Raw genomic sequence first — 15264 nt, forward strand, 5'->3', positions numbered from 1 at the left:
CGATGCAGGCCTGGACTACTACAACCATAACCTCGATACCTCACGCCAGCATTACAGCAATGTGATCACCACCCGCAGCTTTGATGACCGCCTGCAAACTTTAGAGCATGTGCGTAACAGTGGCATGAAAGTGTGTAGTGGTGGCATTTTAGGCTTAGGTGAGCAGCAAAGCGACCGCATCAGCTTATTGCATGAACTGGCCACCCAGCCCATCCATCCCCAGTCAGTACCCATCAATATGCTGGTGCCGATTGCAGGCACTCCCCTTGCAGATGCCCCCAAGGTGAGTGTGATCGAATGGGTCAGAACCATTGCCACTGCCCGTATCCTGATGCCCAAGAGTTATATTCGCCTGTCTGCAGGTCGTGAAGGCCTGACCGATGCTGAGCAGGCGCTTTGTTTTCAGGCGGGTGCCAATTCGTTTTTCTCTGGTGAGCAATTGCTGACCACGCCCAATGCAGGTGAAAGCCGTGATGCAGTTTTATTTGCACAACTGGGCATTACCAAGGAAAAAGCCAGGCTGGATGTTAAAGCGGCCGCTGTTGATGCGATGAGTGCCTGAATTTTTATCAGGATAAGCATGTTGCTAGTGCAATAAAAATCCACTAGGGACTGTTTGCTATTTAATCCTATCGTTTTATATAGTTATTTTCTGTCACTTCCACATCATCCTATATCTGCTCTCCTGGTTTATGATCACCCCAGCCAAGTATATTTTCCTAAGATAAATAAATGAAATCTCTTATAGGAAAATGAATTATGGAGTTAGAAATGCATTCGGAAATTTTCTTTAAAAACTCAGTAATATCTCATTTGGAATTTGTTAATAATAGAGATATTATTAAATTTGTAAGCACTGATAATGAGCATTCATCATTAGGAGAATTAATTTGTGAGAAAATAATTTCCTTTAATTATATCTATGATTTCGAAGAGGACTATTATTTATCTAGCATTTTTATATTTGGTGTTAAAATTATAAAGTTAAATAACTTCTTTGAAGTAATTTTTGATATGCTGGAAATATTTAACATCAAATGTAAAAATTGTAATATAGTAGAAGTAACCTAAATATTAAAATAAATAATACTTAAGCTAAAAATGAGCTATCTAAAATATTGGTCAGTAAATTAGGTAGCTTATTTTTCTTGTTAGATTCTAGTTGCACATGCGGATAATGGTCCGATCAATATGGTCGATATAACTGAGTATTATAATAAATTTATTAATTCTAAGGCTTCAAGTAGACAAGAAATAGCTTTAGCATTAAATTGAGAAAGAGTCAGATTTCTGGAAAATAAAGGCCCTGCTCCTGGTCAAGCTGGTGCTAATACGAAACATGATTATATGACCCCATTTAGGGAGGCTATAAAAAATGGAAGTAAATAAAAAAGATGCTTTACTGATACTAAATGGTTCAGAACCATACGTTATTCTGGATGATATTACTGATGCTAAAATTAAATCATTTAATTGCAAATTAGGATATTGTCCATGGATAGCACAACCAGAGTTACTGGTTAGAGCAAATCTTCTGATTGGATTAACGTATATAATACCTGATCAATATATGTTGCATGTTTTAAAATGGGTTGAAGAGTTAAAGAGTGCCCATGTAAAGGTAAGTAAGATTGTATCTAAGAAATACTATAAGATTGAAGACTATTCTAATCAATATATGTTTGAAGTTTACTGGATACTTCAAGAGCCAGATGCAAAGGAAGGGTTAGCATTGACAGAAGATTTTTGGCTGCTATCACAAAATAGCGATGAAGATTCTTTAAATAATGTATTTGCTATAGGATTGAGTAATCCACATGAAGTTGCACAGGATCATGATTTGGAATGGAAAACTGAACTTATTAAATCCTAATATGAATTTAACACCTATACCTTGTTCATTTTTTCGTGAAAAATCACTTTGTCATGGCGAGATGTGCTTTGGGGATATAAACATCAATTAGTTAGTTGGCAAACTTTTATAGCAATTGCTAATGATCGATTGATGTTGGGTTCACTTAATCCCATGGAAATAGATCTTTCTATAATTACCAAGGAAGATACCTTTCGAATCAATAAATTAGTTCATGTATTAGCCAATAGAGAGGAGATTGACCCTGAAGATAATAGCGAGCAAAAATGGCTATTCATATTACTTTCTTGGTTATATGAGAATAGAAGTAATATTGTTGATCCTTTAGCAAAAGTTTAATCTATTTATGCAGACTTTGATTATCCTTCTGAGATAGAGGAATTCATCAGTTATATGCCTTTAACTGATGGATGCAATCCTAATCAACACACTAAAGAAGAAAATAAAAATAGATTATTTTCAAAGTAGAAAGAATATCTTTTGCTGACAGAAGAATGTTTCAAAGGCAAAAATTAAGAAGTCTATTAAACGTTTGTATTCTGGCTTAGTAGGTAATTCGGAACGGTAGTTTCCGGATTACTTGCTGAAATAGTGATAACTCTTTTTCTGGTTTATTAGATCCTAAAAGGTAAACACAATATGTCATTAGTAAATGAATTTAAAATTGATTTTATAAGTAGCGTGGAGTTTGAGTGGCTTGCGGTAGAAGTTTTATTTCGCGGGCAAAGATTAATGCAATTAAATCGAGAAAAAGGTATTGAAAATATTGAGATAGAATTTTTAACAGATATCTATCTTTTACCAGGAACAGTAGAAATGAAGTTTTCACTAGAAGATTTTATTTATATAATACACGAAGCAAAACAAGCATTAATATTAGCTTATGAGCAAGCTGATTATTTAAAGTAACCGGATCATAGAGAGTTTGATTCATAGGAAGGAAGTAACTCAGTCTATTCAGCAAATGATCTGGTTAACAAAATAGATTCTGATGATAGGCTCTCAACTTTAATTGCTATAGGTATTGTATCAGCTATAGACAGCATTATTGATGGAGTGCCACCTCAGTTAAAGGGAGCAAGAACTGCTGGTGGGATTGCAAAGAGTATGGAAGAAGGGCTAGTTATGTAAATGCTAAATCTTTAGTTAGAACTCATGCTATTTCTGGAAAAAACTATATTGTTGATGGACATCATAGAGCTGCCGCTGCTCGTAGCCTAAATGAAGAGATTCCTATTCGGTATAATAATATCAGTGAGATTAATAATCCTGTATATAATTCTGCTGATAAAATACTAAACAGTACTAAAGAGACTAGTTCTACACTATACAGGTCAACTAAATATGGAAGAAATTAACTTACAGGATGATTTTACTGGTTTTATTAATTTATTTATTTCGAGCAGCAAATGGGCGATTACAGAATTCTATTCTGCTCTTGGAACTAACGATTTAAGAGAAGCTTACGATAGGTTAAATTTAAAGAGAGAAGATACCATAAATGGCATCTTCTACTCCTTTCATGGAAATGGTATTTTTTTAAAATTAAAATCTATGACTATTGATATTGATTTTTTACCAAATTATAGCTTAGGCGGTTTTGATGCATCGAGGTTATCAACCTTCTATGAAGAAAACTTTACTATATCCTCAGACTACGACTATCGTATCTTTGAAAAAAAATTAAAGGAGTTAGAACAAAATGGTGTTATTAAAAAGTTTAAGGGAAAGAATTTGTATGTTTTCACGTAAATATATTCAATAATTCGCTAGTATGAAGTATGTTCTGAGGATACTTCATACTATTTTAATGTTTATACCTATTTATTTTCTACGAAAAAATAATTTGTCATGGTGGGATTTACGTTAGGTATATAGAAATTAATTATTTGGCTAGCAAACTATTATAGTAATCGCTAACGATTACCTTCGCTCTTTTTTAAAATAAACTAATCTCTTTCAGACACAAAACTAGATTTTTGATTTTCCTATATTGCTCATCGGTATAAGTGCTATGTTTTTGGTTTGAGGATAGAAATAAAAAGGGAAGGTTATTGAGAGTTTAAACTAAAACCAACACGCCTCAATAGATGATATAGCGTCCCTGAACCCATCATGCCATTCCGTCCTGGAAAAATATAAGGACTGTCTGGATACGCCTCAAACTGTTCTTGGATAATAGCCATCATTTGTGTTGAAAGCGGAACAATATGAATGCGGTTTTTTTTCATATTACGCTGGCCAGCTTTGAGCTGCTTTTTTGATGCAACAGGGATAGTCCATGTTTGATCATCCCAATTGATATAACTCTTTAAGCCGCGTCTTACCTCAATTGTGCGTAGCATGGAGTACAACAAAGCCCGCGCAGCATTCTTCGTGCTTAAGGTGCTACCGCTATCAGTGATGTTCTTGAGAATATTTGACCGCTCTTGGGCTTCCATGGGCTTGGCATGTTCATGGGCAGGAAACTCAATATAGTCACGCAAAATATAGGTTGGGTTGATGCTTGCGCGTTTGGTAATAATGGCATAGGCAAATACTTCGCCAATATAACTTTTGACCAATCTGGCTGCATATTCACCAGTACCCACATTACCCCCCTTATTTTGCCGTATTCCGCTTCTGATACGCGCTATGACTTTATCAATAACTCCAATGACGTGCTGGGAATCAATTTCATTAGTAGGCAGTCTACCAATGCAAGGATAAACATCACGTTCAAAATAAGATTGTCGGCTGCTTAGCTAGTTAGCTGATTTGTTTTCTTTCCTTTTTTCGAGCATTTCTTTTGAAATTTCTTCAAAAGTTTCATTTTTATTTTTAATGGCTTCCAGCTTTACCGTTTCCTTATTGGCTTGGGGGTCTATCCCTTTGGCTAATAATTCCCGCTGTTTTAAGGTATCCTGCCGGGCAAAGGCCAGTGAAATTTCAGGATGGTTCCCGATGGTATACATCTTGGGAACATTAAGAAATCGATAACGGAATCGCCAGATTTTAGTACCCGTTGGACGAACTTCAAGGCATAGTCCATCATGGTCAGCAACGCGATAAAGTTTATCAGTTGGCTTGAGCTGTTTTACTTTGGTATCGGTGAGTAAGATTGTGAGTAACATGAAATCTTACTCACAATCTTACTCACAAAATGTCTGGTTGTCATCATACAAGTATGGATGTTATCGGACAATCAAGTGAATATATAGTGATTAATTTCAGTAATTTAAGGAATATATCGGATGTGTATGGATGAGATTAGAGATTTGCAAGTTAAAATTGCATTTCAGGATGATTTTATTGAGTCTTTAAACCAGATGGTGGCCAGCCAGCAGCACACCATTCTGGATTTGCAAAAACAGATGCAGTTGCTGTACCAGCGGGTGGAATCTTACCAGAATGGCGAAAATGGTGTCGCGCCATTTGACCCTTTACAGGAAATTCCACCGCATTACTAAGCAATGACGGTGGATAACCAGTATGGCGTCTTATTAATGTGGATTAAACGCTTAATCTTCAAACTGCCTAAAATTTGGTGCGCGTTTTTCCTTAAATGCTGCCACTGCTTCATGCAAGGCTGCAGAGTGCGCGCGCTCAATGAATAATTCTCCTTCGGCATTAATTTGTTGCAGCACCTGAGGCGTATGGCCGCGTAACAGTTGCTTGCTCATTTTCAGACTGGCAATCGGCAACTGGGTCAGGCGGCTCGCCTTGGCAAATGCATACTCGTAGACATCGGCATCTTCGACAATATGGTTAACCAGTCCCGCTGACAATGCACTTTGGGCATTAAAGGGTTCACCCAGTAATAGCATTTCTGCTGCTTTTAAATAACCAGCTCGCTGGGGCAGTAATAAGGTAGACGCGCCTTCTGGCACCAGCCCCAGGGTTAAAAATGGCAACTGGAAGCGTGCCTTGGCATCGGTATACACGAGGTCTGCATGCAGCAGCAGGGTTGAACCAATACCAATGGCAACACCTTTAATGGCAATTACTAGCGGCTTGCTAAAGTTAGCTGCGGCGCGCAAGACAACAAACGCGGGTGCTTCGGTATTTTTTGGCGGATTGTCAATAAAATCCTGCAAGTCATTACCGGCACAAAAATCCTGTTCACCCCGTAATAGCACCACACGCACTGCACTGGACTGGTCAGCTTCATGGAGGGATTTCGCCAGTGCCAAATAAAAGTCACCAAAAAATGCGTTCTTGCGCTCAGGGCGGTTAAGGATCAGTTCCAGAATGCCATTGTCATGCAACTGGGCATTCAGGTTGGCATGCGGGTTGGTCACGCAGTTCAGCATCGTTATGGTTCCTGATAAATGTACTGCCTGATCATAAAACTGGGTGGCATAAAGTACGAGTAAAAAATATGGTTGCTGCGTTGATTATTTTTGTGGAAATGACTGTCGCACTAATCATTTCCACACCAATCATTTTTGGGTAGCTATTTTATAACACTGAACTGCAAATTGATAAGCACCGGGGAAGGTGGCAAAAGTTGCCAAGCTATGATGCTGATGGTTATCCGTGATAAGCAGACAGGAAACTTGCCTTTATATCGTGGCTTAGGCACTCTACGCTAAATAGCCAATACCACGGTACTGGGAAATTGAAGTATCAAAAACCACAATATGAGAAATCAGGCATGAGGAATAAGACATTATGAGTGCAACAGCTTACTGGATTATTGGCTTTATTGTACTGTTTATTCTGGGATCTATTATGGGCCTGCGCGTGAGCCCGCGTGAGAAAGCACTGGGTGAAATGCGTGACCGTGCACGTAAAATGGGGCTGCATCCGCGCCTGATGCCTGCACCGGCATGGATTCATCATACTGCACCTTCGGGACGTGAAGGCGGCATGGTGGCGTTTTACAGTATTTTGCTGCCGGAAGCCCGCTTGCCCCTGATGCAGGCACTGGTTAACGGGCAAAAACTGCAAGTGAAAACCGGGAACACGCAATTTGATGGACAATCCCTCGATTTAAAGGGAATATACGCGCTAGAAATGCAAGCCAACTGTGCAGGCCTGTATTGGGATGAAGAAAGCGATTTGCATGGCGAACAGCTTGAAAAAATGAAGAATACCCTTATGTCCTTTGCACAGCAGGCTTAAATTCAGCAAGCTACCCTTAATTTTTGAGAAAACCGAAGCACTATGCCAACAGCGCCACGCTCTACCACAAAAACAACTGCCAGAAGCCGTAAGGCAGCCAGCAGTACTGCCCTGCCTGATGATGATCAGGACATCAGTACGGCTAAAAAGGCACGTGCACTGGTTATTGTAGAGTCACCTGCCAAAGCCAAAACCATTAATAAATATCTGGGCAAGGATTATATTGTCAAATCCAGCGTGGGCCATGTGCGTGACCTGCCGACCAGTGGTGGCGGAAAAACCACAACGGCAGCCAAGGGCCAGACCAAAACCAAGCTGACCGCTGCAGAAAAAGAAGCCAAAGCCCAGCAGGCACTGGTCAATCGCATGGGTGTTGACCCGGAACATGGCTGGAAGGCGCACTATGAAGTGTTGCCCGGCAAGGAAAATGTAGTTAGTGAGCTGAAAAAACTGGCATCGCAAGTCGATGAAGTATATCTGGCAACGGACTTGGATAGAGAAGGGGAAGCCATTGCCTGGCACTTGCAGCAGGTGATTGGTGGCAAACCCGAGCGCTATCGCCGCGTGGTGTTTAATGAAATTACCAAAAATGCCATTCAGGATGCCTTTAAAACGCCGGGTCGCCTTGATGTGGACAAGGTTAATGCACAGCAGGCACGCCGCTTTTTAGACCGTGTGGTGGGCTTTATGGTGTCGCCACTGCTCTGGGAAAAAATTGCCCGTGGCCTGTCGGCTGGCCGGGTGCAGTCGGTTGCGGTAAAGCTGGTGGTGGAGCGCGAGCGTGAAATCCGGGCATTTATTCCCGAAGAATACTGGCAGATTTTTGCCGATACGCTGAGCCAGAAAGCCAAGCAAAGCGACGAAATCCGTCTGGAAGCGGTTAAGCAAAACGGTAAAACCCTGAAACTGCAAAACAAGGCACAAACAGATGCCGTGCTGGCCGTACTCAAAGATGCAGCCTATAAAATTACGGCGCGGGAAGACAAGCCAACCAAAGTCAACCCTAGTGCGCCGTATATCACATCCACCCTGCAACAGGCTGCCAGCACCCGGCTTGGTTTTTCTGTCAAGAAAACCATGACACTGGCGCAGCGTCTGTATGAGGGTGGTTTTATCACCTACATGCGTACCGATTCAACGTTTTTAAGTACCGATGCGGTCAACATGGTGCGTCATCATATTGAGCATGAATACGGTGACAAGTACCTGCCTGCCAAGCCAAACCGCTATGGTAACAAGGCCGGTGCACAGGAAGCACACGAAGCCATTCGTCCATCCAATGTAGGGTTAAAGGGCGACCAGCTCACCACCATGGAGCGTGATGCACAGCGCCTATACGACTTGATCTGGCGTCAGTTTGTCTCCTGCCAGATGACGCCAGCAGAATATTTGTCGTCCACCATTATGGTAGAAGCCAATGGTGTCGAGCTGAAAGCGCGTGGCCGTACCTTGGTATTTGACGGGTTTACCCGTGTGCGTGGTGCCAATAAGCAGGATGATGACGTACTGCTGCCCAGCGTTAAAGTGGGTGAGGAGCTCAAGCTGGTCAAGCTTGATCCCAGCCAGCATTTTACCAAGCCACCAGCGCGTTTTACCGAAGCTTCACTGGTGAAAGAGCTTGAGAAAAAAGGTATTGGCCGGCCATCGACCTATGCTGCCATTATTTCCACCATTCAGGATCGTGGCTACGTCAAGCTTGAAAACAAGCGCCTATATGCTGAAAAAATGGGTGATATTGTCACCGACCGCTTAAATGAAAACTTTAGCAACCTGATGGATTATGCCTTTACTGCAGATCTGGAAGGGCAACTGGATAAAGTGGCAACCGGCGAGCGTGACTGGAAAAACCTGCTGGACAGTTTTTATAGTGATTTTACCGCCAAGCTTGCGCATGCCAAGGCACAAGAAGGCATGCGGCCTAACCAGCCCGTGGAAGTCCCTGATGTGCACTGCAAGGAATGCGATCGTGCCATGCAGATTCGTACTGGCTCTACCGGGGTATTTTTAGGCTGTTCCGGCTACAACCTGCCGCCGAAGGAGCGTTGTAAAGGCACGCTAAATTTGACCCCAGTGGAATCACTGGCCGCCATTACCGATGATGACAGTGCCGAAACTGCCGACCTGATGGCCAAAAAACGCTGCCCAAAATGTGATACTGCCATGGACAGCTATTTTATTGATGGTGGGCGCAAGCTGCATGTGTGTGGTAACAATCCGGATTGCGAAGGCTATCTGGTGGAAGAGGGCAGTTTTAAAATCAAGGGCTATGATGGCCCAACCATTCCTTGCGAAAAATGTAATGGTGAAATGCAGTTAAAAACCGGGCGTTTTGGGCCGTACTTTGCCTGCAATAGCTGTGACAACACCCGCAAGGTGCTGAAAAATGGTGAGGCTGCACCGCCGCGTGAAGATCCCATTCAAATGCCGCATTTGCGCTCCACCAAGCATGATGATTTCTTTATCCTGCGTGATGGCGCAGCAGGCCTATTTCTGGCAGCCAGCAAGTTTCCCAAGGTGCGTGAAACCCGTGCGCCAACCATTGCCGAATTGCGTAGTGTCAAAGACCAGCTTGCTGCCAAGTATCAGTACCTGCTTAAAGCCCCTGACACTGACCCAGATGGCAACCCGGCGATTGTGCGCTGGAGCCGTAAAAACAGTGCGCAGTATATTTCTTCGGAAAAAGACGGCAAGCAAACCAAATGGACCATGATTTTTAAAGATGGTAAATGGGTTGAAGGCTGATTTCTTAAATGGTTTAAGATCATTGTTTGGCTACTAAATTTTTAAATGCAAATAGGTATTTATGATCTTAGTAGCTAGTTTTTAATTCAAATTAATGGCTTACTGCACAACCATTGAATCTAATAGTCGGGTAATTTGTTGATGGTAAAATTTCCAGTTCTCGGCCATTTCTTCCGCATCATCTCGTGGATAAGCAATAATTAAGTGATTTTTATATAAAATTTTCATTTGATATCCTGCAAAACCTAGTGAAGAGTCAATTTTTACTGCCATGGCAGGCGGTGTATTAACAGGTGACCGCCAAAATATAGAATCACGTACTGCTAAGCAATGTGCTGGCGTAATATCGTAGCTAGGCTTATTTGCAAGGTCTTTTAACGGCCATTTACTGCTTTCTTGATAATTAGGGTCTAAAGCTTTTTTTTGCAAAGCTTGAACATCATAGCATGTCATTTTTACATACTGCTCAAGCCCCGATATGTCCTTGCCTCTAAATAGCTCTTCACCTTCCCCGCAACAGTCCCTTTCTCGGTTAAGCACATCACCCTTTCCATCTCTAAATATTTGTACGACATATTCATCTGCATAGATTTCTTTTTGTTTTCTTGTAATCTCTGGGTTGTCAGTTTTTTTAGGATAAACATAAGGAACAGGCTGACCATTAGACCGCCTGAGTTTGAGATAAATCGTGTCTATCTTACGATTTTCCATTGGCTTTAAAGCCCAAATCACAGTTTCAAACTCATTATTTTTATCCATTGCACCAGATAAATACGCTACAGGTATTTTCAACTTTAATGGCGCTATATCCTGTTGAGCGTTGCCTTGCCAATTGACCTGTAGATGGGTTTTAGTTAAATAATATTCAGGTGCATAGCTTTTATTAAAGCTGTCGATTTGTGCTTCTATACTAAATGGGTTAGAACATGCGGTTAATAGGAAAATAGACAATAACAGAGTAAAAGCCTTTAACCATGGATTACCTTTAAATTTTCTCTTAAAATTATATATATACATTTAATAATTCTCATCTTAGATAAAATAGTAATTAACTTTAATAAATATCTTTTTTAATAACTAATGATCTTAAGTGAAGTATAATAATCAATTATTTTATGACATTATTAATTCACCCAGCCAATCTCTCTTGCGGTCTTTGGCCCAATCACAGTTTGCGCCAGATTTTTAGGAATCACTGCCTTGCTTTCATTAATGACCAGTCGTCCGCCCATCAGCTCGGCTTTGGCTTGAGGAAATAACGGCTGCTGCTGCGGATTGCCATAGCCATCGGGAAAGGCGGGCATGTTATTGGCAAAATCATATTTATCGTTAGCGCCCAAGGTATGCAGCAGTTCATGGCTTAAAATCACCAGATTCTGCTGGCTATAGCTGGCTTCACCGAACAGGTTAACCCGGCCCACACGGCCTTTTTGCAATGCCGTGGAATGGCTTAAACTGCGATGCTGCTTTGGATCAAAATACAGTAAGTACAGCTGAATTTGTGGATGGATGCTAAAGTCCTGCTCATTTCGCCAGGCAAAATAGCGTAGCTTTAAACTCCACAGCATGATTTCAATAATGCCCCCATTGACTGGCGGGGCAGGCGGCAATTGACTAATGGGTTTACCCAGCACAATATTAATTGGGCGATACAAAGGAACGCCATAACGCCTGGCTTCGCTATTTAAAAACTCACTTGCTTCTACAAAGTCAGCTGCAGTTAGGTGTTGAATATACTGCTCAACCTGCGGATTATTTTCTACATTGACGGGATAGACCGCCACATAAAAGCTGTTTTTCCAGTTCAGGTCGGCTTTATCCTGTAGCGATTGAATAATCACCACGGCCAGAATAACCAATAAAATAAAGACCCGGATTTTTTCCACATAAGCTGTCCTGTGGCTAAGCTTCAATCAAGCGGTTTAACGCAGCCAGCCTTTGCGCTTGATATAAATAAGTGGCAACAATGCCGCTGCAACCGTCAGAATCATGGAGTAAATAAAGCCATATTTCCATGACAGTTCCGGCATCACTGAAAAATTCATGCCATAAAATGTGCCTACCAAGGTGGGTGGCAGGAACACCGCAGTGATAATGGTAAAAATCTTAACGATCTGGTTTTGTTTAATGTTCAGGATGTTGGTAACTGCATTTTGCAGGTAACGCACTTTTTCATGTTCAAAATAGGCATGTTCCTTGACCCCTGTCACATCTGCCGCCAGTTCATTCACCAGCTCTTCAAGCTCAGGATGGGTGAGGCTATCGACTTCGCCACTTAAGTAACGCACTGCCCGTGCCAGTGAGAGCTGTGCTTCCAGACAGCGTGAAATCAGTTCTTCTTTTTCATTCAGGCGGCGCATGATCTTCAGCAGATCTTTTACACCCAGTTCGCGGCCATCGGCACTGTAACCTTCTGAAATCTCAAAAATGTGTTCAGAAAGACATTCTAGCGCATCGGTAATATGGTCAAGGCTATTATCAGCCATGTCATTTGCTGCCCGAAGCAGCACTCTCAGCACGGCACGTGGATTTTGATGATTACGTGGTTTCTTACGCAAGCGTGCAATGACCTGATTAAAAGGTTGAAAATCCGCATGATGGCTTAAGGTCGCAACCCAGTGCTCGCCCAAAATAAAGTTTATCCGCCCAAACTGTGGGGTGCCGCCTTCGGTCAGCCTGAGCAGATCGGTACGCAAATACAGTAAATCATCCGTTTCCATCACGCTATTGCGCTGGACAGCCACCTCTATACCAAAATGTGAGCGTAAAATCGTGGCTTCATCTATAGTAGGCGCAGTAATCTCAAGCCAAATAATCTGGCCATCATCCTGTGCGTCAGGCAAGCCCTGAATCATTTTTAATTCTTGTGCAGTTTTGATCAGGCAGTTAATCATAAAAAAACTCGTTGCTTTGGCTTTTTACGCTATCAATAGATTGATTTATAGGATGTATCTAAAAAATTATGCAGCAAAGTTCCAGTAATGGACAAATACCATGATGCCAACAATCAAAAGATAAAGCACCAGTACGGCAAGCAGGACTTCATTTTCCATGCTGATTTTATGATTGTTTTTTTTCATGTTAAACACTGGACAGGCAGGTGAAGATGACAGACAATAGTAACCATAAAAAAATAACTTAAGCCAGACCAGTTGCCCGGCTTAAGCCATCATCATGCAGGCAAGTTTAGCGAATGGCATCGCCCCAGGCCGGCACAATGGTTTGCATCAGCGGTTTCAGCAATTTCATGGAGGTGGCAATAATCTGCCCATTGTTCAGGCTGTCTGTGCCGCCTTTGGCATCTACAACCACGCCGCCGGCTTCCTTGACAATCAGCTCACCAGCCGCCAGATCCCATGGCTTTAAGCCCAGTTCAAAGTAGCCATCAAAACGCCCGGCAGCCACGTAGGCCAGATCCAGCGCGGCAGAACCACCACGACGGATTTGCGCCCCGGCTTTGGTCACGGCCAGTAGGGTATTGAAGTGCTGTTCGGCATATGATACGACTTCACCATTGCGTATGGTGGCATATGGATAGCCCACCGCCAGAAAAGTGTCTTGTAAAGTGTCTTTGGGGGTCATACGAATACGGCGCTGGGTTCCACTGACATCACGCAACAGGGCACCCTGACCACGGCTAGCCGTAAACATTTCGTCTTTAACGGGGTCATAAATGACGCCATGCTGGGTCACACCTTTGTGCTGCACGGCAATCGACACACAAAAATGCGGATAACCCTGAATAAAGTTAACGGTGCCATCTAAAGGATCAATAATCCAGCACCAGTCAGCGTCATTGCCCTGACCTTCCTGAAGGCCAAATTCTTCACCCAGAAAGCTGTGCTTGGGATAGCTTTTTTTTAGGGTAGCAATAGTAAGTTCTTCAATATAGCGATCCAAACGGGTAACCGGACCATCAATACCCTTGCTTTGAATTTGCAAGTCCAGCTTATGGCGATTTTGATGCGCTTTTAAAATTTCACTGCCAACTGTTTGAGCCGCGCGCGCAGCCATCACCACCATAGGTTCCATGATTCACCCATTTGAATTAATTAAAGACGTCAAAGAATATAGAACAAGTCTAGTAGGCTATTTTAGCAAACTTATACTGACTCGTGTGGATTATTGTATTTCGCATTAACTAAGGACTGGCATGTACAGCAGGGCCAATTTTGTAAACATAGATTAAAGCCAAAACGTTTTCTAAAAAATGATTGGGCATGAATAGTTACAGCAACTCATAAAAAGCAGGACAGCAATTGAGGCGCTAAAACGGTTAAATGAACAACACACCTTTGATAAGAAAATGGCTTATTAAGCCTATGGGATAAATCACGCAATGACTCAAAATGTGAATGAAAGCATGAATCAACATATCAATCAGACCATGCAGGCTATTGAAATTAGTCATCCGGGTGGGCCGGAAGTTTTACAGCGCACCACACGTGAGGTTCCTGTGCCCAAAGCGGATGAGGTGTTGATTGAAATTGCCGCAGCCGGGATTAACGGGCCGGATGTGATGCAGCGCAAGGGTTTATATAATCCGCCAGCCGGAGTCACTGATATTCCGGGACTGGAAATTGCAGGCAGAATCGTGGCGTTGGGCAGTAAAGTTGGACAAATCAGCAGTTATCAGGTGGGCGATTTGGTATGTGCTTTGATTGCTGGTGGTTATGCTGAATATGCCGTTGCACCCGTGCGCAATGTGATGCCAGTGCCTACTGGTCTAAGCCTGATTGAAGCAGCCAGTGTGCCCGAAACCTTTATGACCGTCTGGGCACATTTGTTTATGCGGGCTGGGTTTAGCGCAGGCAAGTCCATTTTGATTCATGGCGGGACATCAGGCATTGGTACCACCGCCACCATGCTATGCCGTGTCTTGGGTGCCACGCAGATTTTTACCACCGTGGGCAGTGCCACCCAGCAGCAAGCCAGCCTTGAACTGGGTGCAAATGTGGCTATCAATTACCGGACTGAGGATTTTGTCGAGCAGGTCAGGCAACATACGGAAGGACATGGGGTGGACTTTGTTCTGGACATTATTGCCGGAGACTATGTGCCACGTAATTATCAGGTGGCAGCCGTGAATGGCACCATTGTGCAAATTGGCGTGGCGCAGGGCAAGGTAAAGGAGCTGGATTTATTTCCAATGCTGGCCAAACGGCTGACGCATCTGGGTGCAACCCTGCGTTCTCAAACGGTAGAGCAGAAAGCGGAAATTCTCCGTCAGCTACAGGAACGGGTATGGCCGTTATTTGCCGCAGGTCAGATCAAACCCCAACTATTTAAAACCTATGCCTTGCATGATGCACACCTTGCGCATGCGCAATTGGCCGAGGGCGGTCATATTGGCAAACTGGTGCTAATAAATGAAAATTTTAAGGCATGAGTTAAGAGATAATTTTTTATTTTATGAATCAAAAACTTGTAAAAATTAAACTGGCTGGGCTTTCTAAAGCTCAGATAAAAACATGCTGAAATAAAAAAGGCACCCAGTTATGAAGTGCCTTTTTTTAGTGCTATTAGCTTAAACGCAATATGAG

General features: G+C 42.6%; 17 protein-coding genes and 1 pseudogene. 11 read left to right on the forward strand and 7 right to left on the reverse strand.

Annotated features, from left to right (window positions below):
- The 7 genes and pseudogenes from Q337_RS0113405 to Q337_RS0113430 form a co-directional block, all read left to right on the forward strand.
- The coding region (locus Q337_RS0113405) for a biotin synthase BioB (RefSeq protein WP_026472019.1) at nucleotides 1–562 on the forward strand (562 nt) is incomplete at its 5' end.
- 54 nt (nucleotides 563–616) lie between these two features.
- A complete protein-coding gene (locus Q337_RS19395) occupies nucleotides 617–736 on the forward strand; it encodes a DUF3732 domain-containing protein (protein ID WP_407636785.1) in 120 nt (39 codons plus the stop codon).
- A 23-nt stretch (nucleotides 737–759) separates the two neighbouring features.
- A complete protein-coding gene (locus Q337_RS0113410; protein ID WP_026472020.1) occupies nucleotides 760–1071 on the forward strand; it encodes a hypothetical protein in 312 nt (103 codons plus the stop codon).
- Nucleotides 1072–1375: 304 nt separating this feature from the next.
- Nucleotides 1376–1873, forward strand: coding sequence for a hypothetical protein (locus tag Q337_RS0113415; RefSeq protein ID WP_026472021.1), 498 nt, complete (start codon nucleotides 1376–1378; stop codon nucleotides 1871–1873).
- Nucleotides 1874–1921: 48 nt separating this feature from the next.
- Nucleotides 1922–2341: pseudogene (locus Q337_RS17820) on the forward strand (DUF2247 family protein).
- A 171-nt stretch (nucleotides 2342–2512) separates the two neighbouring features.
- Entirely contained in the window at nucleotides 2513–2782 is a 270-nt protein-coding gene (locus Q337_RS0113425) for a hypothetical protein (RefSeq protein ID WP_026472022.1), read from the forward strand.
- Nucleotides 2783–3217: 435 nt separating this feature from the next.
- Nucleotides 3218–3625, forward strand: a complete 408-nt coding sequence (locus Q337_RS0113430; RefSeq protein ID WP_026472023.1) for a DUF6896 domain-containing protein — start codon at nucleotides 3218–3220, stop codon at nucleotides 3623–3625.
- 299 nt (nucleotides 3626–3924) lie between these two features.
- Here the strand turns inward: Q337_RS0113430 and Q337_RS18455 are convergent, their stop codons facing one another.
- Together Q337_RS18455 and Q337_RS18680 are read right to left on the reverse strand one after the other, a co-directional pair.
- A complete protein-coding gene (locus tag Q337_RS18455) occupies nucleotides 3925–4464 on the reverse strand; it encodes a tyrosine-type recombinase/integrase (RefSeq protein ID WP_051526889.1) in 540 nt (179 codons plus the stop codon).
- A 153-nt stretch (nucleotides 4465–4617) separates the two neighbouring features.
- On the reverse strand, nucleotides 4618–4986 hold the full coding sequence (locus Q337_RS18680; RefSeq protein WP_084494853.1) for an Arm DNA-binding domain-containing protein: 369 nt from the start codon (nucleotides 4984–4986) through the stop codon (nucleotides 4618–4620).
- Nucleotides 4987–5112: 126 nt separating this feature from the next.
- Between Q337_RS18680 and Q337_RS0113440 the strand changes: the two genes are divergently transcribed.
- A complete protein-coding gene (locus Q337_RS0113440; RefSeq protein WP_228133139.1) occupies nucleotides 5113–5322 on the forward strand; it encodes a SlyX family protein in 210 nt (69 codons plus the stop codon).
- A 51-nt stretch (nucleotides 5323–5373) separates the two neighbouring features.
- Here Q337_RS0113440 and Q337_RS0113445 read toward each other — a convergent pair whose 3' ends face one another.
- The gene (locus tag Q337_RS0113445) at nucleotides 5374–6165 is read right to left on the reverse strand and encodes an enoyl-CoA hydratase-related protein (RefSeq protein ID WP_034280439.1); all 792 of its coding nucleotides are present in this window, start codon (nucleotides 6163–6165) and stop codon (nucleotides 5374–5376) included.
- Nucleotides 6166–6526: 361 nt separating this feature from the next.
- Between Q337_RS0113445 and Q337_RS0113450 the strand changes: the two genes are divergently transcribed.
- Both Q337_RS0113450 and topA read left to right on the forward strand, forming a co-directional pair.
- Nucleotides 6527–6979, forward strand: coding sequence for an ammonium transporter (locus Q337_RS0113450; RefSeq protein ID WP_026472026.1), 453 nt, complete (start codon nucleotides 6527–6529; stop codon nucleotides 6977–6979).
- A gap of 42 nt (nucleotides 6980–7021) precedes the next feature.
- Entirely contained in the window at nucleotides 7022–9721 is a 2700-nt protein-coding gene (topA, locus tag Q337_RS0113455; protein WP_026472027.1) for a type I DNA topoisomerase, read from the forward strand.
- Between the two features lie 99 nt (nucleotides 9722–9820).
- Here the strand turns inward: topA and Q337_RS0113460 are convergent, their stop codons facing one another.
- The 4 genes from Q337_RS0113460 to Q337_RS0113480 all read right to left on the reverse strand — a co-directional run bounded on the left by Q337_RS0113460 (nucleotide 9821) and on the right by Q337_RS0113480 (nucleotide 13753).
- Entirely contained in the window at nucleotides 9821–10738 is a 918-nt protein-coding gene (locus Q337_RS0113460) for a hypothetical protein (RefSeq protein WP_026472028.1), read from the reverse strand.
- A gap of 107 nt (nucleotides 10739–10845) precedes the next feature.
- Nucleotides 10846–11607, reverse strand: coding sequence for a hypothetical protein (locus Q337_RS0113465; protein WP_034280440.1), 762 nt, complete (start codon nucleotides 11605–11607; stop codon nucleotides 10846–10848).
- A gap of 36 nt (nucleotides 11608–11643) precedes the next feature.
- A complete protein-coding gene (locus Q337_RS17830; RefSeq protein WP_034280442.1) occupies nucleotides 11644–12615 on the reverse strand; it encodes a CorA family divalent cation transporter in 972 nt (323 codons plus the stop codon).
- Nucleotides 12616–12907: 292 nt separating this feature from the next.
- Nucleotides 12908–13753 (reverse strand): inositol monophosphatase family protein, encoded by an 846-nt coding sequence (locus tag Q337_RS0113480; protein ID WP_026472031.1) that lies wholly within the window; start codon nucleotides 13751–13753, stop codon nucleotides 12908–12910.
- Between the two features lie 355 nt (nucleotides 13754–14108).
- On the opposite strand from Q337_RS0113480, the gene Q337_RS0113485 reads away from it, so the two are divergent.
- Nucleotides 14109–15110, forward strand: coding sequence for an NAD(P)H-quinone oxidoreductase (locus Q337_RS0113485; protein ID WP_026472032.1), 1002 nt, complete (start codon nucleotides 14109–14111; stop codon nucleotides 15108–15110).
- Nucleotides 15111–15264: the final 154 nt, after the last annotated feature.

It is taken from the genome of Alkanindiges illinoisensis DSM 15370 (assembly GCF_000619845.1).
GTDB classification, from domain to species: domain Bacteria; phylum Pseudomonadota; class Gammaproteobacteria; order Pseudomonadales; family Moraxellaceae; genus Alkanindiges; species Alkanindiges illinoisensis.

Bases quoted from the DNA above. Each gene is read 5' to 3' on its own strand.
- Q337_RS0113410 (WP_026472020.1), top strand. From the start codon at position 760: ATGGAGTTAGAAATGCATTCGGAAATTTTCTTTAAAAACTCAGTAATA.
- Q337_RS0113440 (WP_228133139.1), top strand. From the start codon at position 5,113: ATGGATGAGATTAGAGATTTGCAAGTTAAAATTGCATTTCAGGATGAT.
- Q337_RS0113460 (WP_026472028.1), bottom strand. From the start codon at position 10,738: ATGTATATATATAATTTTAAGAGAAAATTTAAAGGTAATCCATGGTTA.
- Q337_RS0113415 (WP_026472021.1), top strand. From the start codon at position 1,376: ATGGAAGTAAATAAAAAAGATGCTTTACTGATACTAAATGGTTCAGAA.
- Q337_RS0113480 (WP_026472031.1), bottom strand. From the start codon at position 13,753: ATGGAACCTATGGTGGTGATGGCTGCGCGCGCGGCTCAAACAGTTGGC.
- Q337_RS0113485 (WP_026472032.1), top strand. From the start codon at position 14,109: ATGCAGGCTATTGAAATTAGTCATCCGGGTGGGCCGGAAGTTTTACAG.
- Q337_RS18680 (WP_084494853.1), bottom strand. From the start codon at position 4,986: ATGTTACTCACAATCTTACTCACCGATACCAAAGTAAAACAGCTCAAG.
- Q337_RS0113445 (WP_034280439.1), bottom strand. From the start codon at position 6,165: ATGCTGAACTGCGTGACCAACCCGCATGCCAACCTGAATGCCCAGTTG.
- Q337_RS17830 (WP_034280442.1), bottom strand. From the start codon at position 12,615: ATGATTAACTGCCTGATCAAAACTGCACAAGAATTAAAAATGATTCAG.
- Q337_RS0113425 (WP_026472022.1), top strand. From the start codon at position 2,513: ATGTCATTAGTAAATGAATTTAAAATTGATTTTATAAGTAGCGTGGAG.
- Q337_RS0113430 (WP_026472023.1), top strand. From the start codon at position 3,218: ATGGAAGAAATTAACTTACAGGATGATTTTACTGGTTTTATTAATTTA.
- topA (WP_026472027.1), top strand. From the start codon at position 7,022: ATGCCAACAGCGCCACGCTCTACCACAAAAACAACTGCCAGAAGCCGT.
- Q337_RS0113450 (WP_026472026.1), top strand. From the start codon at position 6,527: ATGAGTGCAACAGCTTACTGGATTATTGGCTTTATTGTACTGTTTATT.